The organism is Rhodococcus sp. 852002-51564_SCH6189132-a, from assembly GCF_001665495.1.
Classification (GTDB): domain Bacteria; phylum Actinomycetota; class Actinomycetes; order Mycobacteriales; family Mycobacteriaceae; genus Rhodococcus; species Rhodococcus pyridinivorans.
The window spans coordinates 122,087-136,607 of record NZ_LZMJ01000013.1 but is presented as its reverse complement, the minus strand read 5'-3'; the positions used below and the strand labels follow the sequence as shown (position 1 = coordinate 136,607).

Sequence of the window (14,521 nt, the reverse complement as noted above, 5' to 3'; positions counted from 1 at the left end):
GCAGCGATCACCGTACCGGCACGAACCGCACCCGCTGTCCGGGACGCAGTTGCGCCGCGACCGGCAGATCGGCGGCGACCGCCACCGCGGCCACCGGATAACCGCCCGTGACGGGATGGTCGACGAGGAACAGCACCGGATGCCCGTCCGGCGGTATCTGCAGCGACCCGGGAACCATGCCCTCGCTGGGCATCTCCTCGTGCCGTGCACGGTGCAGGCGACCCGGACCGTGGAACCTGATGCCCACCCGATCGAGTTCCGATGTCACCGTCCAGGTCTCGTGGAACAGTGCCCGCAGTGATCCGGGTGTGAACCAGTCGTCGCGCGGGCCGGGCCGTACCCGGATCTCCGCGGGGTCGTCCATCGGCGGCGGTGGTGGGAACTGCTCCTCGTCGGGCAGGGGGCCCGACATCGCCCCGACGAGCAGACTGTCGCCGGCGCGAACCGGTGACGGTCCGGTGTGCGACAGGATGTCGGTGGACCTGCTGCCGAGCACCTCCGGCACATCGATGCCGCCGCGTACCGCGAGGTAAATCCGCAGGCCTTCGTTCGAGACGCCGATCCGCAGCACGTCGTCGTTGCGGAGGGTGATGCGCGCCCAGTCGCCGACCGGCCGGTCGCACACGGTCACGTCGGCGCGGGCACCGGTCACGGCCACGATCGTCTCGCCGACGCTGCGGACGGCGAGACCGCCGCCGGTCACCTCGAGTGTCGCCGCGTCCGGCTGGTTCCCCACGAGCCGGTTCGCGGCGTCGTGTGCGCGCCGGTCGGCGGCACCGGACCGGGTGAGGCCCGAGGAACCGTAACCGGGACGTCCGCGATCCTGGACCGTCGTGAGCATTCCGCCGGAGAGCACCTCGAACCACGCCACGATGTTCATTCTCACTCACCGGCTTCGATCGCACGTCCGCACTCCGGCCGAACGATCGCGTTAGGTTGAAGATCATGAGGAAGGAGGTGACGATCATGGATGAAGCAGACGTCCGGGCGGCGACGACGCGACTGATCGAGAAGGCCGTCGAGGCCGACGACCTTCAGGCCGCGCACGACGCTGTCGCGGAACTGAGCGTCGAACAGGTCGTCGACGTGCTCGAACGGCTCGGTCGGACGGATCGCGCAGTGCTCTACCGGTTGCTGCCCAAGGACCGGGCGATCGACGTCTTCGAACAGCTCGACCCGAGCATGCAGAGCGAACTGCTCCGCGGGTTGCGCGACGATCAGGTGGCCGCAATCTTCGCCGACCTCGAACCCGACGACCGGGTGGAACTGCTCGACGAACTGCCCGCGACGGTCGCGTCGACCCTCATGCGCGGCCTGCCGCCCGCCGACCGCGAGGTGACCGCCACGATCCTCGGCTATCCGCAGCGGTCGATCGGCCGGCGGATGAGCCCGGCCTTCGTGTCGCTGCGGCAGGACATGACCGTCGAGCAGGCGATGGACGCCGTGCGTCGTCGGCTCGACGACGCGGAGACGGTGTACACGCTGCCGGTGGTGGACGACGGTCGTGTGCTCGTCGGGGTGGTCGGTCTGCGCGAGCTGATGACTGCGGCGCCGGGAACGGTGCTCGCCGACATCATGAACGAGCCCTACTGGGCGCGCGTGACCGACGACGCCGAGGAGTCCGCGCGCCGCTGCGCCGAACTCAAACTGCTGGCGTTGATCGTCGTCGACAGCGAGACCAGGTTGGTGGGCATCCTGACCGTCGACGACGCCCTGCGGATCCTCGAAGCCGCCGACAGCGAGGACCAGGCGCGCATCGGCGGTACCGAGCCGCTGCGCCGGCCCTATCTCGCGACACCCGTCGGGCAGTTGGTGCGCTCGCGGGTGGTGTGGTTGCTCTTCCTGGCACTCGGCGCGACCCTCACGGTCCAGGTCCTCGAGGTGTTCGAGTCGACCCTCGATCAGGTGGTCACCCTGGCGCTGTTCGTGCCGCTGATCATCGGCACCGGGGGCAACACCGGAAACCAGGCCGCCACCACGGTCACCCGCGCATTGGCGCTCGACGACGTGACGCCACGCGACATCGGCGGGGTGATCGCCCGCGAACTCCGGGTGGGTCTGTCCCTCGGTGTCCTGCTGGGCTCGGTCGCGTTCGTCCTGACGTCCCTGGTCTACGACTCGTCGGTGGGCGCGGTGATCGGGCTGACGCTGGTGAGCATCTGCACCCTCGCCGCCACCGTCGGTGGTGCGATGCCGTTGGTGGCCAAATCGATCCGCGCCGACCCCGCGGTCTTCTCCAATCCGTTCATCACGACCTTCGTCGACGCGACCGGCCTGGTGATCTATTTCCTCGTCGCGAAGGCCGTGCTCGGTATCTGAGCGCAGCGGCGCAGTGGATCCGGGGACGGTTCAGATCGCGACGAAGCGCACCGCACATCCCGGTCGCAGCAGCGCCGCAGGAGTCCGGTCCGGTTGCCACAGCGGGGCATCGGAGGTTCCGATGAGTTGCCATCCTCCGGGCGACTTCCGCGGGTAGACGCCCGAGAACTCACCCGCCAGTCCCACGGCGCCGGACGGGACGGAGGTGCGCGGTGAACTGCGACGCGGCACGTGCAATCGAGAATCCCCGCCGGTGAGATACGCGAAGCCGGGCGCGAACCCGCCGAAGGCGACCGTCCAGAGGCTGCCGGTGTGGGCGGCGATCACGCCGTCCGCGCCGAGGCCGGTCAACTCGCCGACCTCTTCGAGATCGACGCCGTCGTACCGGACTTCGAGCGTCACCTCCTCGATGTCGACGTCGTCCCCGGACACCGGTGGGGTGGTGGTGACCCACTTGTGCACGACCTGCGCGCCGGTCTCCGACGGATCGAAGCACACCAGCAGTGTCCGCGCCGCCGGCACGAGATCGACGACGCCACGCGGCCGCTCGCGGTCGAGTGCCCGGAAGTGGGCGAGAACCTCGTCGAGGGAATCGAATTCGGCGAGCAGGGCGCTGTCTCCGGCACGAAGGATTTTCATCGGTGGACCTCGCGGTGTCGGGCGTTCACACGAACGCCCGGATGTCGATCTTCTCGGCGTCGAGGCGGCGGCGCACGGCGACGGCCATCGCCGTGGCGTCGGGGGAGTCGCCGTGGATGCACACCGACTGCGCGTTCACGCGTATGTCGCTGCCGTCGACGGCGGTGACCACCCCCTCGGTGACCATGCGCAGGACCCGCTCGGCGACCTCCTCCGGATCGTGCAGTACCGCACCGGGTTCGCGTCGGGAGACGAGCGTGCCCTCGGGGGTGTAGGCGCGGTCGGCGAACGCCTCGGCGACCACCTTCAGTCCGGCCCGTTCGGCCTCCTCGAGGAAGACGGAGCCGGGCAGTCCGAGGACGGGCAGCGAGGCGTCGTAGGCGCGTACCGCATCCACGACCGCACGGGCCTGTTCGCGGTGATGGACGATCGCGTTGTACAGCGCGCCGTGGGGTTTGACGTAGCTCGCCGACGAACCGGCCGCCCGGGCGAGACCGTCGAGCGCGCCGATCTGGTAGATGATCTCGGCGGTGAGATCCGCCGACGGCACCTCGATGAAGCGGCGGCCGAAACCGCCGATGTCGTTGTAGCCGACCTGGGCACCGATCCTTACCGCGCGCTTCGCGGCGCCGTGGCACGTATGCAGCAGTGTCGCCGGGTCGCCGGCGTGAAATCCGCACGCCACGTTGGCGCTGGTGACGATGTCGAGCATGGTCTCGTCGTCGCCGAGACGCCACCGGCCGTAGCTCTCGCCGAGGTCGCTGTTGAGGTCGATGCGGGTCACGACCCGAGTCTATGCCCGCTCAGAAGACCGTTCCGACGTCGCGGACGACGATGTCGTCGAGGGCGCGTTCGCCGGCGATGCGGCGCACGGTGGGGTCGATGTGACCCGTCTGCAGCACCGCGTCCCCTTCGTGCGGCCAGCGCAGGCCGGCGTCGTCGCGAGCGGCGTCGTAGACGAAGTGCCCGCGACCCTCACTGACGCCGTAGCCCACCAGTACGGTGCTGCGCATGTCGATCCCGTAGAAGCCGGGAATGGAGGCCTGGATGTCGGTGACCTCGTGTTGCGTCGCGACGGTGACCAGACCGGTCGCCTCGGCCTCCGCGATGTAGGTGACGTCGACGGAGTGCTTGCCGCCGTTGTTGACACCCATCGCACCCGAACCGTCGGTGTAGCCGGGGCCATCTCGTCGCGGAGTTCGGCGAGCGCGTAGTCCCAGTCGATCGGCATCGGGATCTTGTCGATCGGGAAGCCGGCCTTCCGCGCACGGTTGGCGAAGATGCGCGAGGTCGCGTAGTTGGGGCTGTCGACGAGTTCGTCGGGCGCCACGGCCAGGTGCAGCATCTGCGCGACGCGCGGGTAGTGGACGCGGTCCATGCGCGCCCAGTCGAGTTCGTTCGGGAAGTGGGCGTTGAACACCGCTTCGTCGGGTTGCAGCGTCATGCCCTGGTAGACGAGCGACCCGCCGCCGACACCGGCGGCGCACAGGGCCGTCATGTTCTCGCCGACGCACGCCTCGACCAGACCGGTGTAGGGCTCGAAGGCGAGGTGACGACCGAACACCTCGGGGTTCGACCGGTGCCACAGGAACCGCTTGTCGGGGTTGTCGATGCGAAGGAACGACGCGTGACGTGCTGCACTCTCCACCCCCGATGTCTGTGACGTCCCGTTACTGGAGCAACCTCGGGAAACTGGGCGGACGTCGAGGAGCGCGTCAAGATCACGTCCCGACGGGCCGTGAATCAGGCAGTTGCGGCGACCCGCCCGGAACCACGTCGGTTGCGGGCGGTGCCGATCACGCGGCAGATCATGTAGATGACGAACGCGATCGTCGTGATGAACGCCGAGACCGGCACGCCCGGCGCCAGCGCGAGCAGGATGCCGCCGACCGCCGAGATCTCCGCGAAGACCACAGACAGCACCGTGGCGGCGAGCGGCCCGCTGACCACCCGGGCCGCCGCGGCGGCCGGGGTGATGAGCAGTGCCATCACCAGCAGCGCGCCGACAATCTGCACACCGAGTGCGGCGGTGACACCGACGAGCACCGCGAACACGATCGACAATGCGCGCACCGGGACGCCGCGTGCAGCCGCGACCTCCGGGTCGGTGCTGGCGAACAATAGCGGACGGTAGATCACCAGCAGCGTGAGGATCACGACGGCAGCGCACGCGGCGAGCAGGGCGATGCCGGTACCGCCGGGCGCCACGATCTGACCGGTGAGCAGCGAGAAGGCGGCGCCGGTGCGTCCGTCGTAGGCCCACAGCAGCAGGACGGCGAGACCGAGTCCGAAGGCCATCACCACGCCGATGACGGAGTCGCGTTCGCGGGCACGTGTCCCCAGGACCCCGAAGAGGATCGCGGCGATCACGGCACCCGCGACCGCACCGATCCCGACGGAGACCCCGATGATGAGCGCCGCCGCGGCACCGGTGAGCGACAGTTCGGAGGTGCCGTGGACGGAGAACGCCATCTGACGGCTGATGATCAGCGGGCCGATCACGCCGGCGAGCAGACCGAGGATCGCACCGGCGACGAGCGCCTGCTGCACGAAGTCGTACTGCAGGAGTTCGACGGTGGTCTCCACGTCGAACATCCGCCCGAGGGCGTCGGTGAACTTGCTGCTCATTCGTGATCCTCGTGATCGTGGTGGACGCCTTCCCCGGGGCGCAGTCCGCCGGCGCTGCCGAGCGCGTCGATGGCGTCGCCGGTGCCGACGACCACCAGGCGGCCGCGCATCTCGAGCACTTCGACGTCGGTGCGGTAGAGCTCGGAAAGCACCTGCGAGGTCATCACCTCGGCGGGGGTGCCGATGCGGAACTGGCCGTCGACGAGGTACAGCACGCGATCCACCAGCGGCAGGATCGGATTGATCTCGTGGGTGACGAACAGGACGGAGGTGTCGTGGTCGCGGCGGCGGCGGTCGATGAGCGCCGACACCAGGTGCTGGTTGGCGAGATCGAGACTGAGCAGCGGCTCGTCGCACAGGAGTACGCGCGGATCTCCCACGAGCGCCTGCGCGATACGCAGCCGCTGCTGCTCACCACCGGAGAGCGTGCCGATCGGGGCTCCGGCATAGGTCTCTGCGCCGACCTGAGCGATCGCGTCGTCGACCGCGACGCGGCGCCGCCGGCGCGTGCGCAGGCCGGTGCCCCAGCGATGTCCGTCCATGCCGAGGCCCACGAGATCGCGTCCCCGCAGCGGGACGCCCTCGTCGAGAGACTTCTGCTGCGGCACGTATCCGACGTGCGAGTTCCCGGTCCGGACGGCCTGCCCGGCGATGGTCGCGGTTCCGGAGGTGAGCGGGAGCTGGCCGAGCAGCACCTTGAGCAGCGATGTCTTGCCGGCACCGTTCGGTCCGAGCACCGCCAGGAACTCGCCGGGTTCGACGACGAGGTCGAGTCCGTCCCAGAGGACCCGATCGCCGAATGCCAGCCGGGCATCGCGGAGTTCGACTGTGGGCGTGCGGTCGGATGGAGGAGGTGTCACCGGAGTCCGTGTTCTCGATCGGATGGTCAGGAGGCGGTCTCGAGCGCGGCGGCGAGGGTCTCGGCGGTCCGGGCCTGCCACTGAATGTAGTCGACACCTTCGGGCAGGGTTTCGAAAACCTCGACCACGGGGACGCCCGACGACTCTGCTGCCGTGCGCATCTCGCGGCTGATCCGGTCCTCGGTCTGCGGGTTGTAGATCAGGACGCGAACCTGCTTGTCGACCAACAACTGCCGTGTCGCCGCGATCGCCGCCGGGGACGGATCGGTGCCGTTCTCGATGGCGTTGGTGAAGTCCGGGGGAGTGATGTCGTCGAGCGTCGCGGCCGAGACGAGGTAGTGGCCGATCGTCTCGGTCTGGGCGACGGGTGCGTCGCCGTGTGTGTCGGCGAGCTTGTCGACAACATCCGCGACGTAGTGCAGGTTCTCGTGGAAGCCCGCGGCGTTGGCCTCGTAGACGGCGGCGCCGTCGGGGTCGAGTTCGGCGAGCTGCTCGGCGACGGCGTGCGCGACGGCGTCGGCGGTCGCGAGGTCGTACCAGACGTGCTCGTTGATGCCGCCGTGGTCGTGACCCTCGTGCGAGTGCCCGTCGCCGGCGTCGGACACCTCACCGCTCTCGTGCGAGTGGTCCTCGGAAACGGTTGTCTCCGAGTCGCTCTCGATGGCGTCGTCGGTGCCGTCCTCGTCGCCGTGATCGTGTCCGGCGTGCAGATCCGAGTACGCGCCGGATTCGAACAGGGCGAAGGCCTCCACGACTGCAGGCTTGTCCCCGGTGGCGCCGAGGATGTCGTCGACGAAGTGGTCGTAGCCACCGCCGTTGTAGACGACGAGCGAGGCGTCGGAGATCGCCGCGGCGTCGAGGGGGCTGGCCTCGTAGGAGTGCGGGTCGGCGTTCGGTTCGGTGATGAGCGAGCGGACCTCGATGCGGTCTCCGGCCACCGCCTGCGCGATCGACCCCCACACGTTCGTGGAGGCGACGACGCTGATCTCGTCGTCGTCGGCGCCGGAGGTATCGGTGCCGCACGCGGCGAGGGCGGTCGCGCAGGCTACGGCGGCGGCTGCGAGGGCCGTGCGGGAGGACAGTCGCACAGTTCTTCTCCTGAGGATCGGCGGTCTTCGACGAACGGGGTCCGGAACGACCGAGCGACCGACCCAAACGTTATTGGTAACCGTTACCGTTCCACTTTAGCGGACGACACCGAGCCCTCCTACCATCCCTGGGTGGTCGTGACCATGGACACAGGACTACGGTCCTCTCATGTCCAGGTCTCGTCAGCCGCGCCGACAGGCGACCCTGGCGTCGATTGCCGCCGAGTTGAAGATCTCCCGCACCACGGTCTCGAACGCGTACAACCGCCCCGACCAGTTGTCCGCCGAGCTACGCGAACGTGTCCTCGAAGTCGCCAAACGACGCGGATATGCCGGCCCGGATCCGATGGCGCGGTCGCTGCGCACCCGCAAGGCAGGAGCGGTGGGGGTCCTGCTCACCGAAGCGTTGAGCTATTCCTTCCGGGATCCCGCCGCCATGAGTTTCCTGTCGGGACTGTCCGAGGCCTGCGAAGCGGCCGGACAGGGACTACTGCTCATCCCCGCCGGACCGGGCCGGACCGACGACGAGGCCGCACAGGTCGTGCACCGCTCGTCCGTCGACGGCTTCGTCGTCTACTCGGTCCCCGCCGAGGACCCCTATCTCGCTGCCGTGCTCGAACGGCACCTCCCGATCGTCGCGTGCGACCAGCCGCGCGGGCTCGAGAGCACCCCGGTGGTGGGCATCGACGACCGGCGGGCGATGCGCGATCTCGCCGCCCACCTCATCGAACTCGGCCACCGCCAGATCGGCATGTTGTCGATGCGCCTCGGCCGCGAACGGCACGACGGGGTCGTCGACCTGTCGACCCTCGAATCCGGCGCCTTCCACGTGCAGCGCGAACGCATCCGCGGCGTCCAGGACGCCATGAGCGCCGCAGGGCTGGCCCCCGAATCGCTCACCGTCGTCGAGCGCTACACCCACACCGCGGAGGACGGCCTGTCCGCCGCGGCGCAGATCATGCGCATGAACCCGCGGATCACCGCGCTCGTGTGCACCACCGACGTGCTCGCGCTCGGCGCTCTCGCCTGGGCCAATCAGATGGGTCTCGACGTGCCCGGCCACCTGTCGATCACCGGCTTCGACGGCATCGACGAAGCGATCCGCGAAGGCCTCACGACCGTGAGGCAACCGCAGAAGGACAAGGGGCGGCGCGCAGGCGAACTGCTCCTCGCCGCCCCCTCGCACTCCGGTGTACCCGCGCTCGAGACCCTGGGGACCCAGCTGTGGTTCGGTGCCACCTCGGGGCGGGTCGAGAGCGAGTGGTACGCCGAGTGACCGAGCGGCCCCGCTCGTAGCTCAGTGCTGCCGGTCGCCCGTGGCCTTCGCGCCCGACAGCAGCTGGGCGCAGCGCAGCAGACCGATGTGACTGTACGCCTGCGGGTGGTTGCCCAGCGCACGCTCCGCGACGGGGTCGTACTCCTCGCTGAGCAGCCCGGTCGGTCCGGCCGCCGCGACCAGCTGCGCGAACAGCGCCTCGGCGTCGTTGCGCTGCCCGACCAGCAGGTAGGCCGCGACCAGCCACGCCGCGCACAGGTGGAAGCCGCCTTCGGCGCCCGGCAGGCCGTCGTCGCTGTGATAGCGGTAGACGGTCGCGCCGCTGCGCAACTCCCGTTCGGTGGCCTGCACGGTCGCCCGGAACCGCTCGTCCTGCGGGTCGACGAGTCCGGTGAGGCCGATGAACAGGGTGGCCGCGTCGAGATCGGTGCCGTCGTAGGCCGAGGTGAACGACTGGACCTCGTCGTTCCAGCCCTTCTCGGTGACCTCCTCGGCGATCTCGTCGCGCAGCGCCGCCCAGCCCTCGCCGGCGGTCCGGCCGAACTTCTCGGCGAGCGTCAGTGCCCGGTCGACGGTCAGCCACCCCATGACCTTCGAGTACACATGGTGGCGGGGTGCGTGGCGGATCTCCCAGATGCCGTGGTCCGGTTCGAACCAGCGCCGTTCGACCGCGGTGACCATCGAGCAGACGAGTTCCCAGTCCCGGTCGGTGAGGGCACGGTCGTGGGACACGCCGCGCGACTCGCGGCTGTGCGCGAGGTCGGCGATCAGGTCGACGATCGGGCCGAAGACGTCGAGTTGCACCTGCTGGTTCGCCGCGTTGCCGACCCGCACGGGCCGCGAACCGGCGTATCCGGGAAGCGAGTCGATCACGGCCTCGGGCGGCAGCGGTCCGCCGGCGAGCGTGTACAGCGGGTGCAGACGTTCGGGGCCCGGCACGGTCTCGAGGACGCGGTGGACCCAGTCGAGATAGTTCTCGGCCTCCTCGAGGGATCCGACCCGCACGAGCGCCTGCGCCGTGAGCGCGGCGTCGCGCAGCCAGCAGTAGCGGTAGTCCCAGTTGCGGACACCGCCGATCTCCTCGGGGAGCGAGGTGGTCGCCGCGGCGAGGATCGAGCCCGTCGGACCGTGGACCAGCCCCCGCAGGGTGAGCGCCGAACGCTTCATGAGATCGGGCTTGAGCGGCGGCAGCTCGAGCTGGGACGCCCACGTGTGCCAGTAGGCCTCGGACTGTGCCCGACGCTCGACCTCCGGCACCGGGTGCTCATCGAGATCGTCGGTGCCGCAGCGGAGTTCGAGGATGATGTCGTTCTCGGTGGGGTTGACCACGGCGTGGGCCGTCTGGTGCACGCCGTCCGTGGTGATGTCCCACCGCACGCCGGGGGAGCGCAGGACGTAGGGCTCATTGAAGCCCATGACGCGGATGCCGTCGTCCTCGACCTCGAGGGTGACCTGTCCCTGTCCGAACTCCGGTCGCGGGGCGAAGGTCACCACCGCGCTCGCGCGCCCGGTGATCACGCGCGTGAGGTCGGTACGGCCGGCCTCGACGTCGTGCGGGAGGTAGTCGATCACCGCGAGCGACGCCCACCGGGTCACCACCGTCATCGTCGAGTCGACGTAGCGCTGGCTGAGCGGCAGTGCCTGGCGGGTCGGGCCGATGGTGAAGTGACCGGCTGCGTCACCGCCGAGGAGATGGGCGAACACCGCCGCGGAATCGGGTTCGGGGTGGCACAGCCAGGTGATCGTGCCGTCGGGGGTGACGAGTGCCTTCGAGCGGGGGCTCGCGAGCATGGTCAGGCGTTCGATCGGCGCGACGTGGGCGCCGGACAACCAGGTGCGACGTTCCTCGAGCAGGAACGCGAGTGCGGCGATGACCTCTTCGCTGGTGCGGACGCGGTACTCGGCGGCGGTGTCGCCGTCGCCGATCTTCACCCCGACGTCCGGGCCCTGCAGCGAACGGAAGGCCTTCTCGTCGGTCACGTCGTCGCCGAAGAAGACCGCCGCGCTGGCGGCTTCCTGGTGGCGGATGACGTCGAGCGCCTTGCCCTTGTCGGTGGGCACCACGGACAACTCGATGACTGCCTTGCCCTCGGTGACCTGCACACCGGGCTGGAGCGCGAGGCCGCTGCGCACGAGATCGAGGGCCTGCTCGGCATCGGCGGGAGAGGCGTTGCGCACGTGCAGCGCGGCGCTCGCGGGCTTGGCCTCCACCTGCACGCCGTCGAACCGGGATGCCACCGAGTGCAGTCCCTCGACGATCGTGGCGAGGAGGTCCCTCGCGTCGGGATCGATCTCGTGGACGAATCCGATGTCGAACTCGGAGCCGTGGCTGCCGACGAGTTTGACCTCGACCGGCAGACGCGACAGAGCGGCGAGATCCTTGAGAGCGCGTCCCGAGATGACGGCAGCGGCCGTCGACGGCAGAGCGGCGAGGCCCCGCAGCGCCCGCACCGCATCGTCGTGCGGGTAGGCCTTCTCGGGATCGCTCACGATGGGGGAGATGGTGCCGTCGTAGTCGGTCGCCACGAGCAGGCGGGGCGTCCGCGCGACAGCCACCAGAGCACGTCGAAGGTCAATCGGAAGATCGTGGGCACTCACCTGCTCCACGTTAGGTCAGAGTGGGGCACGAATCCGACCCGGTGGGTATTGCGACCACGTGTTTCCGGTTACAGGAAGCGGCGCATCGGACGTCGGGCTTCCGGCGCGAGCGCCGCGGGGCTTCCGGCGCGAGCGCCGCGGGGCTTCGGACGCGAGCGCCGTCAGGCTTCCGACGCGACCGTCTTCGGCACGCGCGAGCCGTCGCCGAGCAGCAGCTCCACCGTCAGTTCGAGCCGGCGGGCGACATCGGTGGCCGACGAACGGCGCGTGAGCCAGGCGACGAGATTCGACAGCCACACGTCGCTGATGACGCGTGCGATGGCGAGTTCTTCCTCGGTGGGCTCGCCGTCGTTCATGGCCCGTGCGAACAGTCGGTCCATGAGGGTGCCCACCTGGTCGACCTCGGCGGCGGCGGAAGCGTCGGCGAACATGAACGCCCGTGTCATGGCCTCGGTGAGCAGGGGATCGCGCTGCATGGCCTTGGTGATCAGGCCCAGGATGAGGTGCATGCGCTCGAGGGGGCTGTGGCCGGGTGGGATCCGGCCCTTGCCTTCGATGCGGGCGAATTCACGGCCGAGGGCGGAGACCAGCAGGTGGACCTTGGACGGGAAGTATCGGTAGAGGGTGCCGACCGCGACGTCCGCGCGTTCTGCCACCGCCCGCATCTGCACGGCCTCGTAACCACCCTTCGACGCGAGCGCCAGGGTGGCGTCGAGAATCCGCTTGCGCCGTTCCTTCTGGGCATTGGAACTGAGATCGTCCTCGGTGAGGGCGGTCAGAGTTCCGTGTCCGTTGGCACGGGAGCGGGACGGGGTGGCCATAGATTCGTTTCCTCACGCCTTGACTCTGAATCGGTGCCATATTAGAACACGTTCTAGCAATGATGTCATTCGGAAGGGCGGAAACCGCTGTGAGTATCGCCACGACCGAGGAGCAGCGGGCCGTTCAGGCATCTGTCCAGGCCTGGTCACGTGCCGTAGACCCCATGTCGACGATACGTCGCGCAAGCGACGCGACGTGGCGCGACGGCTGGTCCTCCCTCGCAGAACTCGGAGTCTTCGGCGTCGCCGTCCCGGAGGAGGCGGGCGGCCTCGGCGCGACCACCGTGGACCTGGCCGTCATGCTCGAGCAGGCCGCCTACGAACTCGCACCGGGCCCGATCCTGACCACCGTCGTGGCCGCCCTCGTGTTCGGCCGTGCCGGTGAGACCGTCGCCAAGACGACGGAACGGCTCGCCGAGGGTGAGGTCCCCACCGCGCTCGCTCTCGACTCGGCCGTGACCGCGGAGCCGGCGGGTGACGGAGTCCTGCTGCGCGGTGAGGCCGGACCGGCCGTGGGTGCCGAAGCCGGGGTCGCCGTGCTCGTCCGTGTCGCGGGTGAAGGTGATCCGGCCGTCGAGAGCTGGGCGCTCGTCGAGGCCGATGATCCGGGTCTGCACATCGAACCGCTCGAGACCATCGACGCCTCCCGCGCGGTGGCCCGCGTCCGCCTCGACGACGCGACGGTCCCGGTCGATCGGGTCGCGACCGTCCCGGCCGGCTTCGTGCGCGACCTGACCGCCGGCCTCGCCGCCGCGGAGCTGGCCGGTCTCGCCGGCTGGGCGCTGACCACCGCCGTCGAGTACGCGAAGATCCGCGAACAGTTCGGAAAACCGATCGGTTCGTTCCAGGCCGTCAAACACATCTGCGCCGAAATGCTCTGCCGCACCGAGAAGATCCGGGCCGTGGCCTGGGATGCGGCGGTCACCGTCGACGCGCAGCCCGACGAACTGCCGATCGCGGCGGCGGCCGCCGCAGCGATCGCACTCGATGCCGCGGTGCAGACCGCCAAGGACGCGATCCAGGTGCTCGGCGGCATCGGGTTCACATGGGAACACGACGCACACTTCTATCTCCGCCGTGCGGTCGCCACCCGCCAGGTGCTCGGCGGTTCCGCCGCGTGGCGCTCGCGGCTGACGACCCTGGTCCGCGACGGCGCGCGCCGTCACCTCGGTATCGACCTGTCCGATCACGAGGAGAAACGCGCGCGGATCCGTGCGGAGGTCGAGAAGATCGCCGCCGCACCCGAATCCGAGCGCCGTGTCGCCCTCGCCGAATCGGGCCTGCTCGCGCCGCACTGGCCGCCGCCCTACGGTCGCGGAGCCGACGCCGCCGAACAGCTCGTCGTCCAGGAGGAGCTCGCCGCCGCCGGCATCGAACGTCCCGACCTCGTGATCGGCTGGTGGGCGATTCCGACCGTCCTCGCACACGGAACACTCGAGCAGATCGAGCGTTTCGTGATGCCCACCCTGCGCGGCGATGTGGTCTGGTGTCAGCTGTTCTCCGAACCCGGCGCCGGCTCGGACCTCGCGGCGCTGCGCACGAGTGCCGAGAAGGCCGACGGCGGATGGGTGCTGCGCGGACAGAAGGTGTGGACCTCGCTCGCACAGCAGGCGGACTGGGCGATCTGTCTCGCCCGCACCGACCGCGACGTCCCCAAGCACAAGGGCATCACCTACTTCCTCGTCGACATGAAGTCGGCGGGCATCACGATCTCGCCGCTGCGCGAGATCACCGGCGACGCGTTGTTCAACGAGGTCTTCCTCGATTCGGTCTTCGTGCCGGACGCCTGCGTGGTGGGCAATCTCGGCGACGGCTGGAAGCTGGCCCGCACGACCCTCGCCAACGAACGCGTCGCAATGGGGGGCAAATCGTCGCTGGGGCCGCGCATCGAGGAACTGCTCGAACTGTCGACCCCCGGCGATCCCGTCGCCGAGGACCGCATCGCGACGCAGATCGGGGAGGCGACGGTCGGTTCGCTCCTCGATCTGCGGGCGACCCTCGCGCAGCTCGAAGGGCAGGATCCGGGCGCCGCGTCCAGCGTCCGCAAGCTCATCGGTGTGCGGCAGCGGCAGGACACCGCCGAGCTCGCCATGGATCTCGCGGGCGAGGCCGGCTGGGTGGAAGGTCCGCTCACCCGGGAGTTCCTCAACACCCGGTGCCTGACGATCGCCGGCGGAACCGAGCAGATCCTGCTCACCATGGCGGCCGAGCGGCTCCTGGGCCTGCCGCGCGATTGAGCGGTCCTTCCGCAGGGCGCCGGGGAGTGCTACAACTAGAACACGTTCTATTCGA

Annotated in this window: 11 protein-coding genes and 1 pseudogene; 3 read left to right on the top strand and 9 right to left on the bottom strand. The window is 69.5% G+C overall.

The window, feature by feature from the left end; genetic code table 11:
* Window positions 1-7 precede the first annotated feature (7 nt).
* A complete protein-coding gene (locus tag A5767_RS02600; RefSeq protein ID WP_064851580.1) occupies window positions 8-880 on the bottom strand; it encodes a biotin-dependent carboxyltransferase family protein in 873 nt (290 codons plus the stop codon).
* 86 nt (window positions 881-966) lie between these two features.
* Here A5767_RS02600 and mgtE point away from each other — a divergent pair, with 86 nt between their 5' ends.
* A complete protein-coding gene (mgtE, locus tag A5767_RS02595; RefSeq protein ID WP_024102862.1) occupies window positions 967-2,319 on the top strand; it encodes a magnesium transporter in 1,353 nt (450 codons plus the stop codon).
* 30 nt (window positions 2,320-2,349) lie between these two features.
* Here mgtE and A5767_RS02590 read toward each other — a convergent pair whose 3' ends face one another.
* From A5767_RS02590 to A5767_RS02565, 6 genes and pseudogenes are all read right to left on the bottom strand, one after another.
* A complete protein-coding gene (locus tag A5767_RS02590; RefSeq protein WP_006550478.1) occupies window positions 2,350-2,958 on the bottom strand; it encodes a 5-oxoprolinase subunit B family protein in 609 nt (202 codons plus the stop codon).
* 25 nt (window positions 2,959-2,983) lie between these two features.
* Entirely contained in the window at window positions 2,984-3,742 is a 759-nt protein-coding gene (locus A5767_RS02585; protein WP_019290174.1) for a LamB/YcsF family protein, read from the bottom strand.
* Between the two features lie 70 nt (window positions 3,743-3,812).
* Window positions 3,813-4,582: pseudogene (locus A5767_RS23615) on the bottom strand (hypothetical protein); the annotation flags it as partial.
* A 119-nt stretch (window positions 4,583-4,701) separates the two neighbouring features.
* Window positions 4,702-5,586, bottom strand: coding sequence for a metal ABC transporter permease (locus A5767_RS02575; protein ID WP_006550474.1), 885 nt, complete (start codon window positions 5,584-5,586; stop codon window positions 4,702-4,704).
* Window positions 5,583-6,446 carry a metal ABC transporter ATP-binding protein gene (locus A5767_RS02570; RefSeq protein ID WP_006550472.1) on the bottom strand — a complete coding sequence of 288 codons (864 nt, stop codon included), beginning with the start codon at window positions 6,444-6,446 and terminating at the stop codon, window positions 5,583-5,585. The genes A5767_RS02575 and A5767_RS02570 overlap by 4 nt, the downstream gene beginning before the upstream one ends.
* 26 nt (window positions 6,447-6,472) lie before the next feature.
* Window positions 6,473-7,534, bottom strand: a complete 1,062-nt coding sequence (locus tag A5767_RS02565; RefSeq protein ID WP_064256757.1) for a metal ABC transporter solute-binding protein, Zn/Mn family — start codon at window positions 7,532-7,534, stop codon at window positions 6,473-6,475.
* Window positions 7,535-7,703: 169 nt separating this feature from the next.
* On the opposite strand from A5767_RS02565, the gene A5767_RS02560 reads away from it, so the two are divergent.
* A complete protein-coding gene (locus A5767_RS02560; RefSeq protein WP_033096920.1) occupies window positions 7,704-8,810 on the top strand; it encodes a LacI family DNA-binding transcriptional regulator in 1,107 nt (368 codons plus the stop codon).
* A gap of 21 nt (window positions 8,811-8,831) precedes the next feature.
* Here A5767_RS02560 and otsB read toward each other — a convergent pair whose 3' ends face one another.
* Window positions 8,832-11,408 carry a trehalose-phosphatase gene (otsB, locus tag A5767_RS02555; RefSeq protein WP_037217223.1) on the bottom strand — a complete coding sequence of 859 codons (2,577 nt, stop codon included), beginning with the start codon at window positions 11,406-11,408 and terminating at the stop codon, window positions 8,832-8,834.
* Window positions 11,409-11,569: 161 nt separating this feature from the next.
* Window positions 11,570-12,229 carry a cholesterol catabolism transcriptional regulator KstR gene (kstR, locus tag A5767_RS02550; protein ID WP_006550468.1) on the bottom strand — a complete coding sequence of 220 codons (660 nt, stop codon included), beginning with the start codon at window positions 12,227-12,229 and terminating at the stop codon, window positions 11,570-11,572.
* 89 nt (window positions 12,230-12,318) lie between these two features.
* Between kstR and A5767_RS02545 the strand changes: the two genes are divergently transcribed.
* Window positions 12,319-14,466 (top strand): acyl-CoA dehydrogenase, encoded by a 2,148-nt coding sequence (locus A5767_RS02545; protein WP_064851579.1) that lies wholly within the window; start codon window positions 12,319-12,321, stop codon window positions 14,464-14,466.
* The last annotated feature ends 55 nt before the right edge of the window (window positions 14,467-14,521 follow it).

Excerpts from the sequence above, each read along its gene's own strand:
- A5767_RS02590 (WP_006550478.1), bottom strand. The coding sequence starts at position 2,958 with ATGAAAATCCTTCGTGCCGGAGACAGCGCCCTGCTCGCCGAATTCGAT.
- A5767_RS02575 (WP_006550474.1), bottom strand. The coding sequence starts at position 5,586 with ATGAGCAGCAAGTTCACCGACGCCCTCGGGCGGATGTTCGACGTGGAG.
- A5767_RS02560 (WP_033096920.1), top strand. The coding sequence starts at position 7,704 with ATGTCCAGGTCTCGTCAGCCGCGCCGACAGGCGACCCTGGCGTCGATT.
- mgtE (WP_024102862.1), top strand. The coding sequence starts at position 967 with ATGGATGAAGCAGACGTCCGGGCGGCGACGACGCGACTGATCGAGAAG.
- A5767_RS02600 (WP_064851580.1), bottom strand. The coding sequence starts at position 880 with ATGAACATCGTGGCGTGGTTCGAGGTGCTCTCCGGCGGAATGCTCACG.
- kstR (WP_006550468.1), bottom strand. The coding sequence starts at position 12,229 with ATGGCCACCCCGTCCCGCTCCCGTGCCAACGGACACGGAACTCTGACC.